This window comes from uncultured Pseudophaeobacter sp., from assembly GCA_905479575.1.
Lineage (GTDB): Bacteria > Pseudomonadota > Alphaproteobacteria > Rhodobacterales > Rhodobacteraceae > Pseudophaeobacter.
On record CAJQNB010000061.1, the window covers coordinates 12,337 to 31,398 of the forward strand.

A 19,062-nucleotide genomic window follows, 5' to 3' on the forward strand; every position below is an offset into this window, starting at 1 on the left:
GAAGTACCTCCCTCGTTTTTCATGTCGTGTTCTTGTCAGTTTAGTGTGACCGGTAGACTGAGCGGTCCGCGAAAGCCAAAGCCCCAAAACTTGACCGCACCGGGTTCCGGCAACCGCATGTTGGGGAACCGGTCGAACAGCATTGGCAGAATGATCTGTGCCAACATCCGCCGGGCGATATGGGTCCCTTGGCAGAAATGAGGACCGTTCCCAAAGGCCTGATGAGATGTTTTGGGCCGAAAGAGATTGAACTCATCAGGCCTGTCATACAGGTCTTCATCGTGACAGGCCGAAGCCTGCGCGGTCATCACCACCTCTCCCTTGGCGATGGCATGGCCGCGGATTTCGGTGTCTTCCATCACCAGCCGCGAACTGGCCTGAATCGGAGCAACCCAACGCACACCTTCCTCAAATGCGGCATTCCAAAGCCCCTCGGCTTTGCAGGCTTCCAGCTGATCTGGGTTTGTCAGCAACCCATAGAGGATGGTCAGCAGCGCGTCCCTCGGCTCGTTGATGCCACCGCCAATCGCGATTTTGATATTGGAATAAATTTGGCTTTTCTCAATCGGATCTTCGGCGTTCACCATGGCTGACAGGGCAGATTGGTCCGGCGCGGTTTTGACCCGACCGACGCAGGTATCAAACAGCGCGTTCATTTCTGCATTGGCCTGGTCGGAGCGTTCATAAAGTTCAGGCGCATTGCCAAAATTTCCAGCCCCGTCAATCAACGCCTGCGACCAACGGATCATCTCTGGGTCTGTGGCTTCTGGAATGCCCAGGAGATGCGTCAGACAGCGCGCCGCATAGGGCGCAGCCAGGGCAGTAAAGAGATCAACGGTGTCGCCACGCTGCAAGCCTCCGACATAGTCCTGCGCCACTTTGGTATAGAGCTCTTGCCAGCATCCGGTGATGTTGCGGGGGGCAAAAGCCGGCGCCATGGCATTGCGTTCACGTTTGTGGGCCTCGCCATCCTTGCGCATCAGGGTCTGAGCCTGAAAAGCCCGGGTCATCGGGGTGCGCGGATCATCCGAGCTGAACAGCTCCCAGTTTTCTTTGACATGTTTGGTGTCGGCCGCTTTGGTCAGCAAGATCCGTTGAATGCTGGGAATACGCGCGACCGGTGCTTCGGCGCGCAACCGTTTGTAGATCGCATAGGGATTTTCCGTCAGCTGCGCGATGGTGATCTGATCCTGCACAGGGATCGACGGCAAAGCAGTTACGGTCATGGTTGGTCCTCACAAAACGACAGTTCTGCGACGTTATCCAGCGAATAAGTATTGGGCAATCCGATGGATTTGATACTCTAGTTCGAAAAATTCGATAGGATGTCCCGATGACCCAAGATCCCTTTGCTTTGGATTTCGCAGCTCTGCGTACGCTCCGCCTGGTTTTTGCCCACGGGAGCTTTTCACGGGCGGCCGAAACACTTGGCGTTACGCAATCGACAATCAGCTACACCATGTCCCGCCTGCGTGAGGTGTTCAGCGATCCGCTGTTTGTGCGCCAAGGCGCCGGTATGGTGCCAACAGACCGCTGCAACGAGATCGTGGCCCAGGCCGGCGAGCTGATTGATCGGTTTGAAACCTTGACCGCGCAACGACAGTTTGACCCGGCTGAGGCCTCTGTTGAAATCGGGCTCAGCTGTAACTTTTACGAGAGAGTTACGATCCTGCCCCACGTGACCCGCATTCTGCGGCGCGAAGCACCAGGCATCAAACTCAAGGTGATTTCCTCCTCCGCCCAGGGCAAACAGCAGCTGTTGCGCTCAGAAAGTGATCTTCTGATTGGCCCGATCAGGATCGAGGACAGCGGATACTACCGAAGATCGCTTTTACGCGAAGAATACACCTGCGTCATGGATCCGTCTAACCCGCTTGCTCAAACCCCACTGACCATCGAACGCTTTGTCAAGGCGCCGCAGGTGGTGGTGAACTACGGAGGCAGTTTCAGGTCTCGGTTTCTGGTGGTGATGGAGGCGGCCGGGCATGTGCCCAACACAGTGATGGAGGTCCCAAGCCCGGCCAATCTGCCCGACATTCTGGTGCAAACCGATATGATCGCCACTGTTCCCTCACGGATTGCCCAGATGTTCGGCGATGCGGTGGTATCGGTTCCCTGCCCCTTTCCAGCAGAGCTTTCAATCGATCTCTACTGGACCGCCCGGACCCATGTTTCGGCGCCGCATATGTGGTTGCGGTCCAAAATCGCCGAGGCTGCATCCCAAATTGTAGACTAGGGGCAGCCCCCCTTCATTCTGCCTGATCGGGCTGACAGATATTTTGCCAAACAGCAGGGTTGCGCAAGGAGGGCACTGTCAAATCACGGACGCTGTGAGCCTATATCCATGACCACTTGCCAAATTTTACAATGTATTTTGCAGGGGATTTGATGGAGCGGGCGGCGGGAATCGAACCCGCGTCATTAGCTTGGAAGGCTAAGGTCTTACCATTACACAACGCCCGCTCAGTGTGGTCAGCTAGTATTTCATTGGTTTTCGGGCGTCAAGTAATGAACTTAACAATTCTCCTGCAGATTGCGGAAATTGGCGCTTCCGCCCAGCCTGGACTTACATAAGGAAGCGGCGCAGGGCCTCTTTGACCTCACAGCAGCCCATGCGGCGGCGCATTATTCCCCCATGTCGTGCCAGGTGTGCCTGCAACTTAGCTTTCAAAGCCCCTCGCCTTTTTGCTTTCGGCAGCATCGCCTCCCGGGTGGTACATGCCAGTCCCTAGGCCCCCCTAGAGCATGGACGCTGGCATTGCTGAGCAGTCACATGCAAGTGGTTTGGATGCAGCCTATTCATCGCGGGTATTCAGACGGTACGCCCCCCGTACACCGGGCATTGTTGCGCAAAGAAGGTGAAGGTATGAGTTCCCTTGTCCTGGACGCCCTTATTCCGGGGGCTTGGCAACCGGGATGCCGAGCGCGGTGTCGCCATTTAGCGCGGCCTCACCGCGAGTATCGCCACCAAGCGAGGCTTTAGCGACCTAGTCTTGTGCCAGAACTCCTATGATTTCTTGAAGCTTCTCTCCTGTCAGCGGCTTTTCTATAAATCCGCGCACCTTCTCGTGGGCCAGGCCCCGGAGACGGTCGCGTGGGTCCATTGACGTCGACAAGACAAAAAGATCAGGCCAGACGTTTTTGTGGAAGACAAAATCCAACTCGTCCAGGAACTCAAAGCCGCTCATGCGCGGCAAATTTATATCCAGCAAAATGGCATCCACCGGCGCGTTGGTTTGGTCCTTCAGATACTCCAAGGCTTCAAAGGCATAGCTGAAAACAACCGTCTCCACCTCTTCGCTCCATTGTACGAACAGACGCCGGTACAGCATGAGGTCAACTTTTTCATCATCAATCAACATGATGCGGATCGGGGCGGTCATGGCAGTTGCTCCGGATTGATGGAAATACGGAAACTGGATCCCAAGCCGGGTTTCGAAGTGATCGAAATATTCCAGCCATGATTTGAGGCAACACGCTGACACAGGGCAAGGCCGAGTCCTGAGCCGGGGTAGACATCATAGGTATGCAACCGTTGGAACAGGCCAAAAATCCGGGCTTTGTGTTCCTCGGCGATTCCAATTCCGTTGTCACGCACCACGATATCCGTGCCGCCATCCTCTTGCACTTCAGTGAACACCTCTATGCGCGGCGCAACACCATCCCGGCGAAACTTTATCGCATTGGAAATGAAGTTCTGGAACATGATCCGCACTTGCATCGGAGAACAAATCAGATCGGGCAGATCAGCCAGATCCAACTGGCCTTTGTTGCTCAGCAAATCGGCCTTGGTATCTTCGGCAATAGATTGCAGGGTTTTTGCCAGCGAGACTGTTTCATGTTGTGTTTCGTCACCAAGAGTTTGGGAATATTTCAACACATCCTCGATGATCTTGATCATCCGGTCCGCCGTTTCCAGCGCAGCAGTCAGCAAGGAGCGGGCCTCCTCGTCGAGGCTGCTGCCATAGTCCTGTGCCAGTATCTGCAAAATCATCCTGATCGTGTTATTTGGCGATTTCAAGTCATGGGAAATTGCATAGGTAAAATCGGACTGTTCCAGATTTGTCTGCACCAAACGCGCGTTCTGCCGCCGAAGCTTGTTGGACTGGACTTCTAGTTCCTGGGTACGGGCCCGCACTTGATCGTCCAGCTGATCACGCTGATGGGCCAGTTCGACGGTGACATTGCGCAGTTCCTGCTCCGCCTTACGGCGTTCCTCTATTTCGCGGTGCAGTTGCTCCAAGTTCTGCCTGTAGCCTTTGAGAGCCATATCGTAGACGGCCGCAACCTCCAGAAAAAACACTTCCATCCGGGAGACCATCTGGCGCGTTTCAGCTGCGGAAACGGTCTCTAGCACTGCAACGCAGGCCCGATGATGCAGGCTGGCGAGTTCCGAGAACGTCAACCGTTTCCCAAGCGCTGATCGCGAAAAAAGATGTGCAGAATCAAGAACATCCTCGTCCTGACTGACCAGATACTTCCTCAGGGCTCCGCTGTAAAAGGCGCCGAAGTCGCTGATTTCCGTTTCAGTTATCTCATCTGCGCTGTTGATCATGGCGCAGCACCGATTTTCACAGCCAGTGCGATCGCATCGTCATTCTGACGGCCGTGTTGCAACACTGTATTGTGCGCCAGATCTGCTGCACTTTCATAGCCGTCCAATTGGCTGCGATAGCTGGCAGATATGCCATCACTGACCAGCACGATCGTGGCAGGCGGCTGCAAAGCCAGTCTCTGCGGCAGCAGCGATCCAAAGGCCAACCCCAGTGTGCCGCCGCACTGGATAACCGAGTCCGTCTGAGACCTGCCCTGAAGCAGGACACCATCAATATCGCCCATAGCAGCCCAGTCCAGTGTCAGGGATTCAAGGGAAATCAAAGCAACACCAAGAGCCGCCCCGCGGGTTCCTTTCAAGGCTTGATGCGACAGCGCAAAGATCTGGCGCAGGTCCGGGTGCTCCGCTTCGCTCAGCCGTCTGAGACACTGATTGGCAGCCTGCGCTGCTGCTGTTCCGCTGCCCGTGCCATCGACCACTGCCGCGACAAGTACGGGGCCAATAAAGCGCAGCAAATAGCCATCCCCGCAGGCTGATCCTGAGTGTTTCGAGCGGTGCTCGATTGCCCAGCTGATACTGTAACCTTGCCTATCCAGCACACCTTGTTTCATGGCTTGCACCACATGGCGGCGACCACGAGCACGCCTTCACCTGGCTGGGAAGAAATATCAAATTCGTCCATGATACGCTTGGTTCCCGGCAGGCCGAGCCCGAGGCTGTTTCCGGTAGAAAACCCGTCCTGCATCGCCTTGGAAAGGTCTTTGATACCCGGGCCTTGATCACTGGCCCGGACCAGAATACCAGCCCCTTTTGTGTCCTGGATCACTGCAATCTGGATTTCTCCTTTGCCCGCATAATTGACGATATTGCGGGCCAGTTCTGAAATCGCAGTCGCCACCAGTGCTTGGTCTGGCCGACTGAACCCAAGAGATTCCGCAATGTTGCGCCCCAACTTCCGAGCCGCAACAATATCACTGTCCGTGGTGATCCGACGAAGCTGAATGTCGGGAACTCCGCCAGCCATTTTCATGCGCCTGACCGATCCAATAGCGCCATGCCGCGGTCAAGATCCAGCGCGGTCTCAACATCCTTCAGGGTCAGCCCCAGAAGAACCAGAGCCATGGCGACTTCAGGCTGAATGCCGACAAGGACCAGCTTTGCGCCCCGCAGGTACACGCCGCCTGCAATCTCGGATAAGGTGCGGCTGCTGAAACTGTCCAGGACATCCACAGCACTGACATCAATGATGACGCCAGTCACGCCTTTGGTCACCACCATATCCAGCAGCCTGCTCTGCAGATCCAGAATTTCCTGATCTGACAGATCTTCCTGAATAGACGCAATCAAACGTCGGTTCTGTTGCAGGATGGGAACGCGTACAGCCATCGGGATCAGGTACCAATCAACTTTTCAGCGATCTTAATTCCCTGCTGCAAATCCCCGGCAGTATTAAGTTGCTGGCCCGATACACCGATCTTGACCAGGGCCTGGGCCACCTCTGCAGAAATTCCAGTCAGAACAGAGGCCGCCCCCATCAGGCGCGCGGCGCTCATGGATTGGATCAGATGGTTGGCCACTGCGCTGTCCACTCCGGCCACACCGGTGATATCCAGCACAACGACCTGGGCGCGATGTTCGCGGATGCCTTCAAGAAGCTCCACGGTCAGCGACCGGGCCCGGTGGCTGTCAAGCGTTCCCACGACAGGTATCAGCAAGAGGCCCTCGCGCAATTTCAGCACCGGAGTCGGCAATTCGCTCAGTTCGCGCTCACGATTCTGGATCGTCTCCTCGCGGGTTTCCACGTAGGTTTCCAGCGCCAGGGACATGTCGAAATGGGATATCTTCAACAGCGCCAGCATCAACCGGAAGGCCTCTTCTGGTTTTTCGGCCAGCTTGTCCAGTATGACGTGCCCAAGGCGGTGCATATAAAAGGCGTATGCCCCGATATAGAGCGTGGGTGTTACCCCAGCCTGTTCATGGATGCGGCCAATCAAACGACGGTTCTCGATATAGGCGTCATCAATATCGGCTGATACCAATTCCTCAAAATACCGGACTTGCGCGCGTTTCACCCGATTGATGTGTTCCTCATCCTGAAAATGTTTTGAGGCCTGATCAAAAGATAGAATATGGTCGTAAAACGCTTCGATGATTTCTCCGGCCATTTGCTCTGCAATACCGGACAGCCGCCGCCTTTCCTCTTGGTCTGATGCGGTAATATCAAACCATGCCAGCGCATCGGCCAACGCATTAGCATGTGTCGTGGTATCTGCCAGATTCCCGGTGATAGACGAGGAAACAACATCAGACATAAAACGCTCCTGAGTTTCTGTTTGGCTTCCCCTGACACTAAATTGGTTTGGTTAATAAACTTGCATAAAATCCTGCGGGGGAATTATTTTACGCTGCCCTAACGGCTCGTCCGCATTAAATACAGGACCCAATCATCCTGCACGTAGGCAAGCCATTCCGCCAAATCTCAAAAACTGGCAACGCTTGGCAATACGCTATCATCGCTCTTCAAAATTATGCACCTCTTCCATCTCGCGCGGCTCCTGCTATTTATTGGTTATAGGTTCTGACCTAAATAATTCCATGAATGCGGCATTCAAATACATACACTCCCATTAGGTGTTAAAGCTGCTCGAAAGACAAGTCATAACAAATCAATTTATTAATACAATCATTTAGAAATCTTCCCGTGTTTAGTGTTAGTTTCAAATGTACCCGTAAAGAGTGGAGTTGTTTTATGCAGTTAACACATATCGACCATCCCAAGCAGGGCTTGCTCGCAGCGCAGACCGCTTTGGAAATACTCGTTTTTGATGATGATGACTTTGACCTGACACGTCTTCAGCGCCTGTTGCAAAAGGTCGACAAGAAGGTGGAAGTTCACGCCTGTTCTTCAGTCGAGCAGATGAATGACGTTTTGGATCATCAGGTCATTGACCTATGCCTACTGGATTTGAGATTGGGGGATCTCGACGGGTGCGATGTCATGCAGTCTCTGCGCAGAAGGCCTGACAGCGCAGAACTGCCTGTCGTCATGGTGTCTGGCATGCAGGATACAGAATCTGTTGTCAGAACCATCAAGGCTGGCTGCACCGACTTTCTGGAAAAAGACCACCTGACCGCAGATAAACTGCGCCAAACCATCTTCCAGGCGCTGACCTCTTCGATGCCGGATCCGGACCTGACTTACAGATTGCATGAAGCGTCAGAGGCCGTTGTAAAGGGGATTGCCAAAGGCTGCATTGCAGAACTCCAGCCCCGGCTTCGCCAGATTTATCGTCAGGTCAGCTTTATTCGGAATTGCCATAACATGGGTCTTTTGCCAGATCCGCAGGCACTCGATAAAATCGAGCAAAACTGCCTCGCAGTTTGGCGGTTCTTTGATGAGGTAGAAGCCTACGCCGATGGGTTCAGCAAACCAGTTCACTAGGGTCGGAACCCGATAATCCTGCGTCGGCAGCCGAATTTTCTAAAATTTCAATGATTTGGGGGCTGCCGTGAATAGTCGCTCTATGTGCAAGCCGCCAAAGACGCTGAAATGAAGTGAAGTAGAGTGACCACCGATCACCCCAAAGGGGGCCGACAAGACATCGGCCCCCTTTGGCGTGGCAGGTTTAACGAACTTTGCTGCTGCCCGCGTCACAACTGGTTGAAATATAGCCACTAGACCTGAACAAACGCGTCTTGTCAGAGACCCGATCTGACAAACTGACGGTGCAGGATTAATGGGCCCTGACCCTAGACGGTGATTGCATCTGTGTTTCATCTGATAAAGGCAGGGCCAAGCACAATGACGCGCCCTGCATGTCTCTTGAAGGTCGGGCAACCCATGCGCGCCCGCCGCAGTGCAGGGCGATCTTGTCCAGGATGGCCAATCCCATGCCAACACCTTTGTCTTCGCTGGCGGCATGCAGCGAGACCATAGGTTTGAAAACTTCTGTCCAATGGCGTTCGGGGATTCCGGGGCCATTGTCCCTGACTTTCAACACCCAGAAATCCCCAAGTCCGGTCTCTGGGCTGCCCTGTTCAATAGACCCGGTTATGGCAATTCTTGTGTCAGGGGCCCCATGTATCAACGCATTGCTGATCAGCACGTCGACAGCCATCTCCAGATCAGGCATGGAAATCTGCACCGCGCCTTTTTGCAGCTTGCTGCGCAGCCGCGCTGTGTCAGGCAGTGTGCAGCGCGTCAAAACCTTGCTGACTGCCTGCCCACCATCCATCACCTCCGCTGGACTGCGACCTACGCGGGAATGCAACAGCAATCCATCGATCATTTTGTTAAGCCGCTGCGTATGATTTTGCATCAAATGCAGGCAATCTTGGACTGAATCGGGTAACTCCAGCCCGGCTTCTGCCAAGTCTTCCTGTATCCAAGTGGGCAAATCCGACAGCGCCCGCGTTGACCCGCGCAGATCATGTGACAGACGGTAGATGATCTCATCCGCTGTCTGCTGTTGCGAACCAGGCTGCAGCAGACCCGCTTCTGCGTCATTCCGTGCCCCTTCTGGCGTCATCGCAACAGGCCTCCTGGTATGTTTCTGGCGACCGGCGTAGCGCTGGTCGGCTTAGGCGTTTTACCCGCTAAACATAGGGTGCCGCCCCACCGATAAGAATGCGTTAACACCCCTTCCTTTTGCGATAAATTATTGAAAACTTTATAGTTCAAACTCTACAGCCATACATTCAAAATTCTGCAATTAACAGACAGGCAACCTTTCATGTCTAATGTATTAAGGAAGCAAAGGGGCAGTTCCGGCAAACAGCCCATGGCTAATAATGATACGGGTGGCTGATTTGAAGCATGGGGCAAATGGTAACATCGGTGGGACACTCACCCAGTCCTTGGGGCCAAAGCCAGGCATGCTGCTGCTCGGCGAGGCTTGTGCGCAATGAAACAGCCGCAAGAGATAACACTGCTCATCGTTGACGACGATGACATCGGCGTCGCTTCGGTACAGCGGGCCATGCGCAAACTTGGCATGAGCAACCCTGTGCGCGTTGGCCGGAACGGGCTGGAAGCGCTGGAGCAATTGCAGGTGTTGAACGATACCCCAGGCCGCAATCCCTGCCTTGTTCTGTTGGATTTGAACATGCCCCGGATGAACGGCCTGGAATTTCTTGCTGAACTGCGCAGCAGGCCGGAATTGGCGCATACCATCGTTTTTGTCCTGACGACCTCCGAGGATCCGGCTGATGTTGCCAACTCCAACCGCTACAACGTGGCCGGATATGTTGTGAAAAAGAATGCCTATCAAAGCGTCTTGGCGACCGTGGAAATGCTACAGCACTATCTGCGCATTGCTTGTCCTGGTGTGATTGCGCCATCCGCAATATAGGAACTGGCCCTGGCCTCTCTTTGGTTTGGTCAGTCTTTCAATGGGAGTGACGCAAGGACCATTCTGCGTGCTTTATGCATCCTGCGACAACACTTGGCGGAGCCTCAGGCCCCGCCAGGGTCTTAGACCAGCCCCGCAAGCCAGAGGTACAGGGGAAGCCCGACTGTGATGTTAAATGGAAAGGTCACCCCCAAAGACAGCGTCAGGTAAATGCCTGCCTCGGCCTGCGGCAGCGCGATCTTCATTGCTGCTGGCACCGCGATATAAGAGGCCGAGGCGGCAAGAACCATCAGCAGAAACAGGCTGCCAGTCTGCAAACCGATCATCGCGCCCATGCCCCAGGCCAGCACCGCGCCGAGGATTGGCATCATGATGCCAAAGGCAAACAGCCCTGTGCTTAGCAGGTGCCGGTTGCGCAACAGGCTGCGGCCAGCAGACAGGCCCATGTCCAGCAGGAACAGGCAGAGTATGCCGGTGAAGGGTGTGACGACAAAGGGCGCGATCATCTCCATGCCTCGGTCCTGCGTCAGCACGCCAATCACAAACGCACCAGTCAAAAGCACGATGGAGCCATTGGCAAAAAGCTCTCGCATGGGCATGTGTTCCGCCACCCCCTCCCGTCCAAAGCGATGGGCAATCCACAACGCCGAGAGGATCGCAGGGACCTCCATCGTTGCGGCCACAGCAACCATGTAGCCATCCGAAGCAATTCCAGTCAGCTCCAGCAGGCTAGAGGCCGCGACGAAAGTAACGATAGAGATTGAGCCATAGTGACCCGCCACAGCGGCTGCATTCAGCGCATTCAACCGGGTCATGCCGCGCAGCAGGGCGTAGGCAATGAAGGGGATCAAGAAGGACAGCACCAACCCAGCACCCAGTGCCGTGAAGACCTCTGGGCTCAGGCCGTTTTCTGCCAGGCTGTGCCCCCCTTTGAAGCCAATTGCCAAGAGAAGATAGAGCGACATAAATTTGGCCGCACCTTCGGGGATCGAAAGGTCGCTGCGCACGACCGCAGCCAAAAGACCAAGGACAAAGAACAATATCGTCGGCACCATCAGGTTGCCCACAAGGCTGTCAAAAATCTGCATGATTTGTATCTCCGCAACAGGTTTACCGCCTGTTGCCCGAATTCATCTGATAGTTTAAATACAATTTAACGACATAAAATATAGCCTGAGATTATGGATGCGACCAACACTGCGCCAAATGGAGTATATCGTCACGATCCATCAGCTGGGCAGTTTTGGCCTTGCTGCGGAAACGCTGCACGTCAGTCAACCCAGCCTTTCGAACCAGGTGGCCGCAGTAGAAACCGACCTTGGCGTACGGCTTTTTGACCGAGGGCGCGCCGGTGCACGCACGACCGCCCGGGGGCTGGAATTTGTCACCCGCGCCCGTCGCATCCTGTCCGAGGTCGAAGCTCTGCGCGGCAGTATGCTATCGGACCTGCCGTTTGGCGGCAGACTACGGTTGGGCGTGCTACCGTCAATTGGGCCATATCTATTGCCGCAAGCGATGAAGGCTTTGCACGCAGCCGAGCCCAACCTGCGCGTCATTGTACGCGAGGAAAACACACTAAGCCTCGATGAGGGCATAAGAAACGGGCGTTTCGACGCGATTATCTCGACACCCGAGGATCACCCCAACACCTTTCAGCATCACCTGTTTGTCGAACCGCTCTGGGTTGCGGTGGCGCAGGACCATCCGCTGGCAGGGCGCAGCCAGGTCGTGGCAGCAGACCTCGCAGGGCAACGGCTACTGACGCTCGATACCGGCCACAGGCTGGCGCGTATTGTCTATGGCATCGCCGGCGCAAGCGGCGCCATGGTGTCCAACGATTACGAGGGCACAAGTCTCGACTCGATTGTGCTGATGGCCGCGACGGGAGCAGGCATTGGCATCCTCCCTGACCTTTTTACCCGACGACAAGGGATCCACCGCAACGAAGTCCGTGTCATGCCGCTGGCCATACCCGGTGCGGATCGAACCATCAGCATCCTGGTTCCAAACGATAATCCAGAGCATTTTTCCGGTGCGCTTGCGACGATCCTCCGCCGTGCCGCCGAAGCGCTCGAATTAGAAGTAAACGCGGCGGAAAGAGCGCGGTAGAGGCAGGGGACGCTGCCGCAGCTATCTGGCGGCCCCCCGCATCAGTCGGTGGCCAAGATGCCGAAAGTAGTCCGTCAATCGCTTTGAAACGCGCAGTGCTTCGCTGCCATCAGCGTCAGGGTCACTCAGCAGGCGTACCATATCATCCACGGTGTCAACGTGTCCGACCGCGCGGCGCAGGGCCAGGGGCGCGCTAAGATCTGTACCCTGACGCCGTCGCTTTAGGCGCCCGTATCGTTTTAGGCCCCATATCGGTGGCGCGAAACAAAATGTAAAAAAGATTCACATACGGGCTTGAAGCAGGGCGCAGTCACTCCAATATGAAGTAATGTGAACACGATTTACATCGAACAAACGCAGTTACCCAGTCGCAAGACTGCAACCCCTGGAGACGAATTATGACAGCAATGACCTCCCCCACCCCTGCCCACAGTCAACAGGGATGGTTTACCCGTAGCGAAGCCTGGCTGGACCAAAAGGGCAAAGGTGCCTGGATCGCCGCAATGGTTCTTGGCTTTGTCTTTTTCTGGCCCATCGGCCTCGCCCTTCTCTTTTACATGATCTGGAGCAAACGTATGTTCAACAAATCCTGCCGCAGCCACAGCCGTAAACCCTGGGCCAGCCATGGTATGTCGGCAATGAAACCCTCCGGGAACTCTGCCTTTGACGCCTATAAAGAAGACACTCTGCGCCGGCTTGAGCAGGAACAGAACGATTTTGAAGGCTTTATGCAGCGTCTGCGCGATGCCAAGGACAAGGCCGAGTTCGACCAATTCATGGATGAACGCAGCACAATGCCTGCGGAAGATTCCAGCGACGAGGACCGCGCTGAAAAGTCCCACTAACCTCTGTTCAAGACCGCGCCGCCCCCTTAGCCTAGGCTTAGGCCGGGGGCGGCGCCCTCTATGTCATCCACATTCAAAAAGGCATCCCCATGACCTCCCTGCCCGACCCCGATTATCAGGCCGAATTCTACGCGCTCACCGCCCCAAAACGTCTCGTGGCATGGGTTGTCGATAGTATTCTGATCATCGTGTTGAGCCTTGTAATAGTGCTTTTGACGGCTTTTGTTGGCCTCCTCATTTGGCCGCTGCTCTATTTGGTGATCGGTTTCATCTACCGAACCGTTACCCTCACAAACAGCTCTGCCACTCTGGGTATGCGCTTTGCCGGGATTGAACTGCGCGACCTGTCCGGGCGCCGTTTGAACGGGCAGCAGGCTATGCTGCACACCCTTGGTTTTACCTTTTCTGTCGCAGTTCCCGTGTTGCAGGTGATTTCGATCATCATGATGCTGACCACCTCCAGAGGACAGGGGCTGAGCGACGCTCTGTTGGGGACTGTCATGCTCAACCGGCGCGCTTAAGCCTGCTGGCCGAGCGGGGAAACCGTGTTTGCTCTGCTGCGGCCAGATAGCCCCCTAGCCATTCGCCAGTGCCCCAAAGCCACAGGTCTGAAGCGCCGCTTGGAACCGTCTTTGCATCAGGCAACATACATCTAAGGGGCTTCAATCCAGACAGCGCACATCTGGCGCGCGCTGTGCAGCATCTTTTGCAGCGCGACCGCTTGTCTCACGATTTTAACCAGTTTCCATTGGCCGCTTGGAGTCTGGCTTTGCCATTGCTATCTTGTGGTTGTTTCTTATGATCAAGAAATCCTGTTTGTTAGTCTAGCCTCAGATGCGTCACACACTTCCCATTGCTCCTCAGTTCTATGTCACGGCCCCCCAGCCCTGCCCCTATCTGGAAAACCGGATGGAGCGGAAGCTGTTCACCTCACTACAGGGTGAAGGTGCCGATCAGCTGAACAATAGCCTATCGCATCAAGGGTTTCGCCGGTCTCAAAACGTGCTCTATCGCCCTTCATGCTCGGATTGTTCTGCCTGCATGTCGGCCCGCATTGATGTCAGCGCCTTTGTAAAGACCCGCAGCCAGAAACGCATCCTAAAACGCAATGCCTCCTTGTTGCGCCGCGCCACCTCTCCCTGGGCGACAGAAGATCAATACACCCTGTTCCGGCGCTACCTTGACAGCCGCCATTCTGACGGTGGCATGGCGGATATGGATGTCTTTGAATATGCGGCAATGATCGAGGAAACCCCGATCCGAAGCCGGGTCATCGAATACACCGAACCCCAGTTCAGCGGCCTTGTTGCGGTCTCGCTGACCGATGTGCTGGAAGACGGGTTGAGCATGGTTTATTCCTTCTACGACCCGGACCAGCCGCAAAACTCCATCGGCACCTATATGATCCTGGATCATATCGCCATCGCACTGGAGACCGGACTTCCCTATGTCTATCTTGGCTACTGGGTGCCCGGCAGCAGCAAGATGAGCTACAAAGAGAAGTTTTCCGGCCTTGAAGTCTATCATCAGGGGGCGTGGAAACCGATGCGCGATCCGGCAGAATTTGCCGAAAGCAGCCATCCATTGTCCACAGATCCCATCGCCGAACAGGTGGCTAATATCCACTTGCCCGAGCAGCCAGTTCATCGCCGCAGATGAGCAAGCCCTGCCCAGTTCAGGCACTGCATGCGGTTGCTTTGCTCGTACCGGACTATGATGCGGCAATCGCCTATTACTGTGATCTTCTGGGCTGGCAGCTGGTCGAGGACATCGACCAGGGCCACAAACGCTGGGTGCGCATCCTGCCCCCAGGTGCCACCCAGGGCAGCCTGATCCTGGCGCGGGCAACAGGGCCTGTCCAAGATGCCGCCATTGGCAACCAGTTTGGCGGCCGCGTCGGGCTATTCCTGACAACAGATGATTTTGCCCGTGACCATGCCCGGATGCTTGCCCTTGGTGTCCTGTTTGAAGAAGCCCCACGTCAGGAGCCCTATGGCACAGTGGCCGTCTGGCAAGATCCCTTTGGCAATCGCTGGGACTTGCTGGAATTCACAACAGATTAGCGCAGGAGGCCAGCCAGGTCGCGCCTAGCCGGGGATCTCGTTGCGCTGCAGGTAGTCATGCACCGCGCGGCTGCGCTGAGTGATTTTTTTCAGAAGTGTGGCGTGGTCCAGCCGCAGGGCCAGTTTTTCTTCCATATTTGCCCGTTTATTGATGAACTCCTCAAAAACATCCCCGGCATCCATCAGCCGATGGGCGCTGCGGTCATAGACCTCCCGGTATTGGCTCCATTGCGCAGCAGAAACCTCGCCTTTGGCCATCAGCTCTTCTGCGGCTTCCAGGATTTGCTCCAATGCTGCAAGCGTTCTTTCGATCCCCGCTTCAGGGCGACACTCGATTGCGGTCAGGTTCTCCAGCTCACGAAACAGTGCAGCTTGAATTGTCTCGATACTGTCGGGGGAAAACTCATCCAGATAGGCGTCAATCTTGCGCATATGCGCCTGATCAGAGAGTTTATTGTCGCGCAATGCATGCAGATAATACTCTACCGCGGAGAGCTTGGTATTTAAGGCCTGTATCTGTTTTTGCGCTTGGGTATGGGCCGCGTCATACCGCTTTTTGGCCAACCGCCATTCTCGCACTAAGGACATGGAATACCACTCCTTTTATTTGCCCCAGCCCCCACCAGAACACAGGCCCCAGACTAATGCCTATGCTGACTTTGTAAAGCCACCTGTCAGACCGGCCCGTTGCGCCCCCCTGCGCAATCGCAAAAGGGGCCCCAAACCGGAGCCCCTTTGCAATCGTTTAGTTCTAGGATCGTCCTGATCAGTTGGGGATCAGCGCCGGAATGATGGTCACAATCGAGGGGAAGAACCACAGCAGCGCCAGACCTGCCACCTGGATCAATACGAAGGGCAGAACCCCACGATAGATATGTCCGGTGGTCACCTCTTTTGGTGCGACCCCACGCAGATAGAACAGCGCAAAGCCAAAAGGTGGTGTCAGGAAGGAGGTCTGCAGGTTCACCGCAACCATGATCGTCACCCATTTGGGATCAAAGGAACCGCCATAGATGACCGGCCCAACAATCGGGATCACGATGTAGATGATCTCGAGGAAGTCGAGCACAAAGCCCAGGAAGAACAGCACCAACATCACGATCAGGAAGACCGTCATCTCATTGTCAAAGCTCTTCAGGAACTGCTGGATGTAGTGTTCACCGCCAAAGGAAATCACCACCAGATTGAGCAGCTGCGAGCCGATCAGGATGGTAAAGACCATGGAGGTAACCTTGGCTGTTTCCCGCACAATGGGTGTCAGAACAGCGCCTTTGTACAGAACCCAGCAGCCATAAAGCAGGCCAAACAGAGCAAACAGATAGGCACCATAGGCAACACCGAAGGCGATCCAGCTTTCGACGCTGACATCAGACTGGTTGATCCGCAGATCAAAGTTCACCCCGATCAGGATCGCAATCATCACGGCAAAGGTGGCCCAGATGATGATCTTGCCCGACTTGCCTTGGTCCTGCAGCTTGCGGTAGGCCGCCAGCATGATTGCACCACCGGCGCCAAGCGCCGCAGCGGGCGTTGGGTTGGTAATACCACCAAGGATCGAGCCAAGCACGGCAACAATCAGAACCAGCGGTGGGAAAACCACCCGGATCAGATCATTGCGCGCACAGCGGGCGGCAGCTTCGCGCGCACCATACAGCGCCAACAGTGCAGGCAGCGCCAACAACAGAACCGTGACACCGGGCGTTGTCGTAGGTGCAATCAACAGCACATCGACGAGCAAAACCAGCAACAGGCCAATGGCCCCCAGGATCAGCGGCTTGGTGTCCCGCGACGGAGCAACCCCACGACCAATGGCCAGAACCAGCCCCAGCATGATCACCAGGATGGTAACGCCTGTGCCAATCGGAGCAGCTGCCGCGATCTTGTCGACACCTGCCTGAGCAAACTCTTCCTCAGTCAGCTTGGTTGCCTGTGCAACGCCGCCAGCCGCATCAATCGCGGTCTGTTCCGCAACTGCGGCATCCCAGGCCTCTTGACCGTGCAGGTCAATCATTGCCGCTTGGCACTGTGGTCCGACATTGGTCCGCAAAGAGGCGGTTTGACCTGCGTCAGAAAATGCCGAGACCGTAATGTTCTGCGAACCGATCACCCCAAAGGAGCCCAACAGCATGGCACCGCCAATGATGGCAGCAGGTGCACCAAGGAACCACAGCAGCGCTTCGTTGCGCGTCACCGGCTCATTGGAGCTGGCCTCCAGCGCAACAGCTGGCGCTTTTTCCGGGTTCAGCATCGCATAGCCAAAGGCATAAAGCGCATAGAGCAGCGCCAGCATGATCCCCGGCAGCAAAGCCGCCTGGAACAATGTGCCCACAGAGACAACCGCCGGTTCGCCCAGATAGGTCAAAGCGTCGGAACAGCCTGCCTCCATCGCCCGGCTTTCCTGTGCGGTGGAATACAGATCCCCTGCCAGGGTCCCCAGAAGAACGATCACGATGGACGGTGGAATGATTTGCCCCAGGGTACCAGAGGCCGCGATCACACCAGTTGCCAGTTCAGGCGAGTAGTTGTTGCGCAACATGGTCGGCAGAGCCAGCAGGCCCATGGTCACCACGGTGGCACCAACGATCCCGGTGGAGGCCGCCAGGAAGGCACCAACCACAACGATAGACACCGCAAGACCACCTGGCAGCGGGCCAAAGACCCGCGCCATTGTTGTCAGCAGGTCATTGGCAATTTTGGACCGTTCCAGGGTGATCCCCATCAGAACGAACATCAAAACTGCCAGCAGGGTTTCAATCGATGCCCCGGCCAGAACCCGCTCGTTCATCCGGTTCACAATGAAGGAGACATTGCGATCCATCGCATATTCCCAACCCTGTACAAACACAGGCTCGGCAATGCGCGGCAGTTCCGGATATCGGAAGATTGAAATTGCATCGGGTTTCACCCCGCTATCCACAAGGCTGCGATAGACCTCGGAAGAGGTATCAATGGCCTGGTGGATCAGCAGTCCGGCACTGTCCAGTGCCGCGATGATCCCAAAGGAGATGATACCGGCACCACCGATGGCAAAAGCCACCGGAAAACCGGAGAGGATGCCTCCAAAAAGGCATAGAAATACGATGAGCAGGCCGAGTTCGACGCCATCAAGACCGAATAGCATATCAGCTGTCCCTTAGGTTAATGAGCGCCTTCATAGGCTTCTTCGCCCTCTCCAAGGGTATCCTTGTCGAGGTATTTATTTTCACTGCCCTGGCCTTCAATGAACTCCAGCATGGAGCGGTAGAAGAAGGCGATGGCATGCATAAAGACGATACCGGCAAAGGTCACCAGCAAGATCTTGAAGAGAAAGTATCCGTTAAAGCCATTGGGACTGAACCCGATGGTTTCGACGTTCCAGCGCAGCGCGCGGGCTTTCATCACCAGGCGCTCCAGACTGTCGGATGCCGACGGCTTTGGCACGATGAGGTGGCGCCACAGGAAATACCAGCCATACATCCAGGTCAGCACGGCGGCCGGCATCATGAAGATCAGCGATCCCACCATGTCGATCACACGTTTGGTGCGGAAGCTGACACCGGAATAGACAAGATCAACCCGCACATGGCCGCCCTGCACAAAGGTGTAGCTCACACAGAGGCAGACCACCAAGGCGTTGTAGAGCTTGAGCTCTTCAGCAAACCAGCTGATGTCTTTTTCCAAGGCAATCCCAAGACCAAAACTCATGTCGGGGCGGGCAAAGATCCGCTGCATGAACACAATGACGATTTGCTGGATCACCATGATCAGACCAGCCCAGGCAAAAAAGCGCCCGATGCCATTGGCAAAACCTTCAAGGCCACGCACCATGCCCCACATGACCTGGCGGCGGTAAAGGCCAACAGCCGTCAGCATCAGGAACACAGTAAAGACTACAAAAAAGAACTCCACCGAGCCGCCATAGTAGACAAAGCGCATGATCGAAGTCTTGTCAGACCAATCAAGCCACAGCTGCGGATGGGTTACGGCGTAGCCGAAATTGTAAAAGGCGCCAGCGATGTTCTGAACCAGCCAGATCAGACCGTTGAACAGGGCGCCGAAAAAGGAAATGCCTGTATCGTCCTGCATTGTTCCCTCGGATGATTGCATGCTGCGGCATCAAGCGACAGTCCCGCCCAGAATGCGTGATACGCGGGCGACCA

At 55.5% G+C, this 19,062-nt stretch carries 20 protein-coding genes and 1 tRNA gene; 8 read left to right on the plus strand and 13 right to left on the minus strand.

All coding sequences use genetic code 11. The features are described from left to right. Nucleotides 1–35: 35 nt before the first annotated feature. Nucleotides 36–1,226, minus strand: coding sequence for a cytochrome P450 (locus QZ268_RS15210; protein WP_295454352.1), 1,191 nt, complete (start codon nucleotides 1,224–1,226; stop codon nucleotides 36–38). Nucleotides 1,227–1,333: 107 nt separating this feature from the next. Here QZ268_RS15210 and QZ268_RS15215 point away from each other — a divergent pair, with 107 nt between their 5' ends. Then, nucleotides 1,334–2,236, plus strand: coding sequence for a LysR family transcriptional regulator (locus QZ268_RS15215; protein ID WP_295454353.1), 903 nt, complete (start codon nucleotides 1,334–1,336; stop codon nucleotides 2,234–2,236). A gap of 153 nt (nucleotides 2,237–2,389) precedes the next feature. Here the strand turns inward: QZ268_RS15215 and QZ268_RS15220 are convergent. The 7 genes from QZ268_RS15220 to QZ268_RS15250 all read right to left on the minus strand — a co-directional run bounded on the left by QZ268_RS15220 (nucleotide 2,390) and on the right by QZ268_RS15250 (nucleotide 6,867). Continuing rightward, nucleotides 2,390–2,463 (minus strand) — tRNA-Gly (locus QZ268_RS15220). A gap of 524 nt (nucleotides 2,464–2,987) precedes the next feature. Continuing rightward, the gene (locus QZ268_RS15225; protein ID WP_295454355.1) at nucleotides 2,988–3,383 is read right to left on the minus strand and encodes a response regulator; all 396 of its coding nucleotides are present in this window, start codon (nucleotides 3,381–3,383) and stop codon (nucleotides 2,988–2,990) included. After that, complete coding sequence (locus QZ268_RS15230; protein ID WP_295454356.1) at nucleotides 3,380–4,555, minus strand: ATP-binding protein; 1,176 nt, start codon at nucleotides 4,553–4,555, stop codon at nucleotides 3,380–3,382. The genes QZ268_RS15225 and QZ268_RS15230 overlap by 4 nt, the downstream gene beginning before the upstream one ends. Then, nucleotides 4,552–5,166: a SpoIIE family protein phosphatase gene (locus QZ268_RS15235; protein ID WP_295454358.1), complete on the minus strand. Its 615-nt coding sequence runs from the start codon at nucleotides 5,164–5,166 to the stop codon at nucleotides 4,552–4,554. The genes QZ268_RS15230 and QZ268_RS15235 overlap by 4 nt, the downstream gene beginning before the upstream one ends. Then, the gene (locus QZ268_RS15240) at nucleotides 5,163–5,579 is read right to left on the minus strand and encodes an anti-sigma regulatory factor (RefSeq protein WP_295454359.1); all 417 of its coding nucleotides are present in this window, start codon (nucleotides 5,577–5,579) and stop codon (nucleotides 5,163–5,165) included. Before QZ268_RS15240 ends, QZ268_RS15235 begins: the two co-directional genes overlap by 4 nt. A gap of 2 nt (nucleotides 5,580–5,581) precedes the next feature. After that, the gene (locus QZ268_RS15245) at nucleotides 5,582–5,941 is read right to left on the minus strand and encodes an STAS domain-containing protein (RefSeq protein ID WP_295454360.1); all 360 of its coding nucleotides are present in this window, start codon (nucleotides 5,939–5,941) and stop codon (nucleotides 5,582–5,584) included. A gap of 5 nt (nucleotides 5,942–5,946) precedes the next feature. Continuing rightward, the gene (locus QZ268_RS15250; RefSeq protein WP_295454362.1) at nucleotides 5,947–6,867 is read right to left on the minus strand and encodes a protoglobin domain-containing protein; all 921 of its coding nucleotides are present in this window, start codon (nucleotides 6,865–6,867) and stop codon (nucleotides 5,947–5,949) included. A gap of 389 nt (nucleotides 6,868–7,256) precedes the next feature. Between QZ268_RS15250 and QZ268_RS15255 the strand changes: the two genes are divergently transcribed. Further along, on the plus strand, nucleotides 7,257–7,997 hold the full coding sequence (locus QZ268_RS15255; RefSeq protein WP_295454364.1) for a response regulator: 741 nt from the start codon (nucleotides 7,257–7,259) through the stop codon (nucleotides 7,995–7,997). Between the two features lie 292 nt (nucleotides 7,998–8,289). On the opposite strand, the gene QZ268_RS15260 is transcribed toward QZ268_RS15255, so the two are convergent. Beyond that, the gene (locus QZ268_RS15260) at nucleotides 8,290–9,084 is read right to left on the minus strand and encodes an ATP-binding protein (RefSeq protein ID WP_295454366.1); all 795 of its coding nucleotides are present in this window, start codon (nucleotides 9,082–9,084) and stop codon (nucleotides 8,290–8,292) included. A gap of 375 nt (nucleotides 9,085–9,459) precedes the next feature. On the opposite strand from QZ268_RS15260, the gene QZ268_RS15265 reads away from it, so the two are divergent. Next, entirely contained in the window at nucleotides 9,460–9,906 is a 447-nt protein-coding gene (locus tag QZ268_RS15265; protein ID WP_295454367.1) for a response regulator, read from the plus strand. Between the two features lie 122 nt (nucleotides 9,907–10,028). Here the strand turns inward: QZ268_RS15265 and QZ268_RS15270 are convergent, their stop codons facing one another. Beyond that, nucleotides 10,029–10,997 (minus strand): sodium-dependent bicarbonate transport family permease, encoded by a 969-nt coding sequence (locus QZ268_RS15270; protein WP_295454400.1) that lies wholly within the window; start codon nucleotides 10,995–10,997, stop codon nucleotides 10,029–10,031. A gap of 94 nt (nucleotides 10,998–11,091) precedes the next feature. Between QZ268_RS15270 and QZ268_RS15275 the strand changes: the two genes are divergently transcribed. The 5 genes from QZ268_RS15275 (at nucleotide 11,092) to QZ268_RS15295 (ending at nucleotide 14,923) form a co-directional block, all read left to right on the plus strand. Further along, the gene (locus QZ268_RS15275) at nucleotides 11,092–12,015 is read left to right on the plus strand and encodes a hydrogen peroxide-inducible genes activator (RefSeq protein ID WP_295454369.1); all 924 of its coding nucleotides are present in this window, start codon (nucleotides 11,092–11,094) and stop codon (nucleotides 12,013–12,015) included. 398 nt (nucleotides 12,016–12,413) lie between these two features. Next, nucleotides 12,414–12,860, plus strand: coding sequence for a DUF2852 domain-containing protein (locus tag QZ268_RS15280; protein WP_295454371.1), 447 nt, complete (start codon nucleotides 12,414–12,416; stop codon nucleotides 12,858–12,860). An 89-nt stretch (nucleotides 12,861–12,949) separates the two neighbouring features. After that, nucleotides 12,950–13,381: an RDD family protein gene (locus tag QZ268_RS15285; RefSeq protein WP_295454372.1), complete on the plus strand. Its 432-nt coding sequence runs from the start codon at nucleotides 12,950–12,952 to the stop codon at nucleotides 13,379–13,381. 313 nt (nucleotides 13,382–13,694) lie between these two features. Continuing rightward, nucleotides 13,695–14,519 carry an arginyltransferase gene (locus QZ268_RS15290; RefSeq protein ID WP_295454373.1) on the plus strand — a complete coding sequence of 275 codons (825 nt, stop codon included), beginning with the start codon at nucleotides 13,695–13,697 and terminating at the stop codon, nucleotides 14,517–14,519. Continuing rightward, on the plus strand, nucleotides 14,516–14,923 hold the full coding sequence (locus QZ268_RS15295; RefSeq protein ID WP_295454375.1) for a VOC family protein: 408 nt from the start codon (nucleotides 14,516–14,518) through the stop codon (nucleotides 14,921–14,923). The genes QZ268_RS15290 and QZ268_RS15295 overlap by 4 nt, the downstream gene beginning before the upstream one ends. 24 nt (nucleotides 14,924–14,947) lie before the next feature. Here QZ268_RS15295 and QZ268_RS15300 read toward each other — a convergent pair whose 3' ends face one another. The 3 genes from QZ268_RS15300 to QZ268_RS15310 all read right to left on the minus strand — a co-directional run bounded on the left by QZ268_RS15300 (nucleotide 14,948) and on the right by QZ268_RS15310 (nucleotide 18,988). Continuing rightward, nucleotides 14,948–15,511 carry a hypothetical protein gene (locus QZ268_RS15300; protein WP_295454376.1) on the minus strand — a complete coding sequence of 188 codons (564 nt, stop codon included), beginning with the start codon at nucleotides 15,509–15,511 and terminating at the stop codon, nucleotides 14,948–14,950. 178 nt (nucleotides 15,512–15,689) lie between these two features. Further along, nucleotides 15,690–18,044 carry a TRAP transporter large permease subunit gene (locus tag QZ268_RS15305; RefSeq protein ID WP_295454378.1) on the minus strand — a complete coding sequence of 785 codons (2,355 nt, stop codon included), beginning with the start codon at nucleotides 18,042–18,044 and terminating at the stop codon, nucleotides 15,690–15,692. A gap of 17 nt (nucleotides 18,045–18,061) precedes the next feature. After that, complete coding sequence (locus QZ268_RS15310) at nucleotides 18,062–18,988, minus strand: TRAP transporter small permease subunit (protein ID WP_295454380.1); 927 nt, start codon at nucleotides 18,986–18,988, stop codon at nucleotides 18,062–18,064. Nucleotides 18,989–19,062 lie beyond the last annotated feature (74 nt).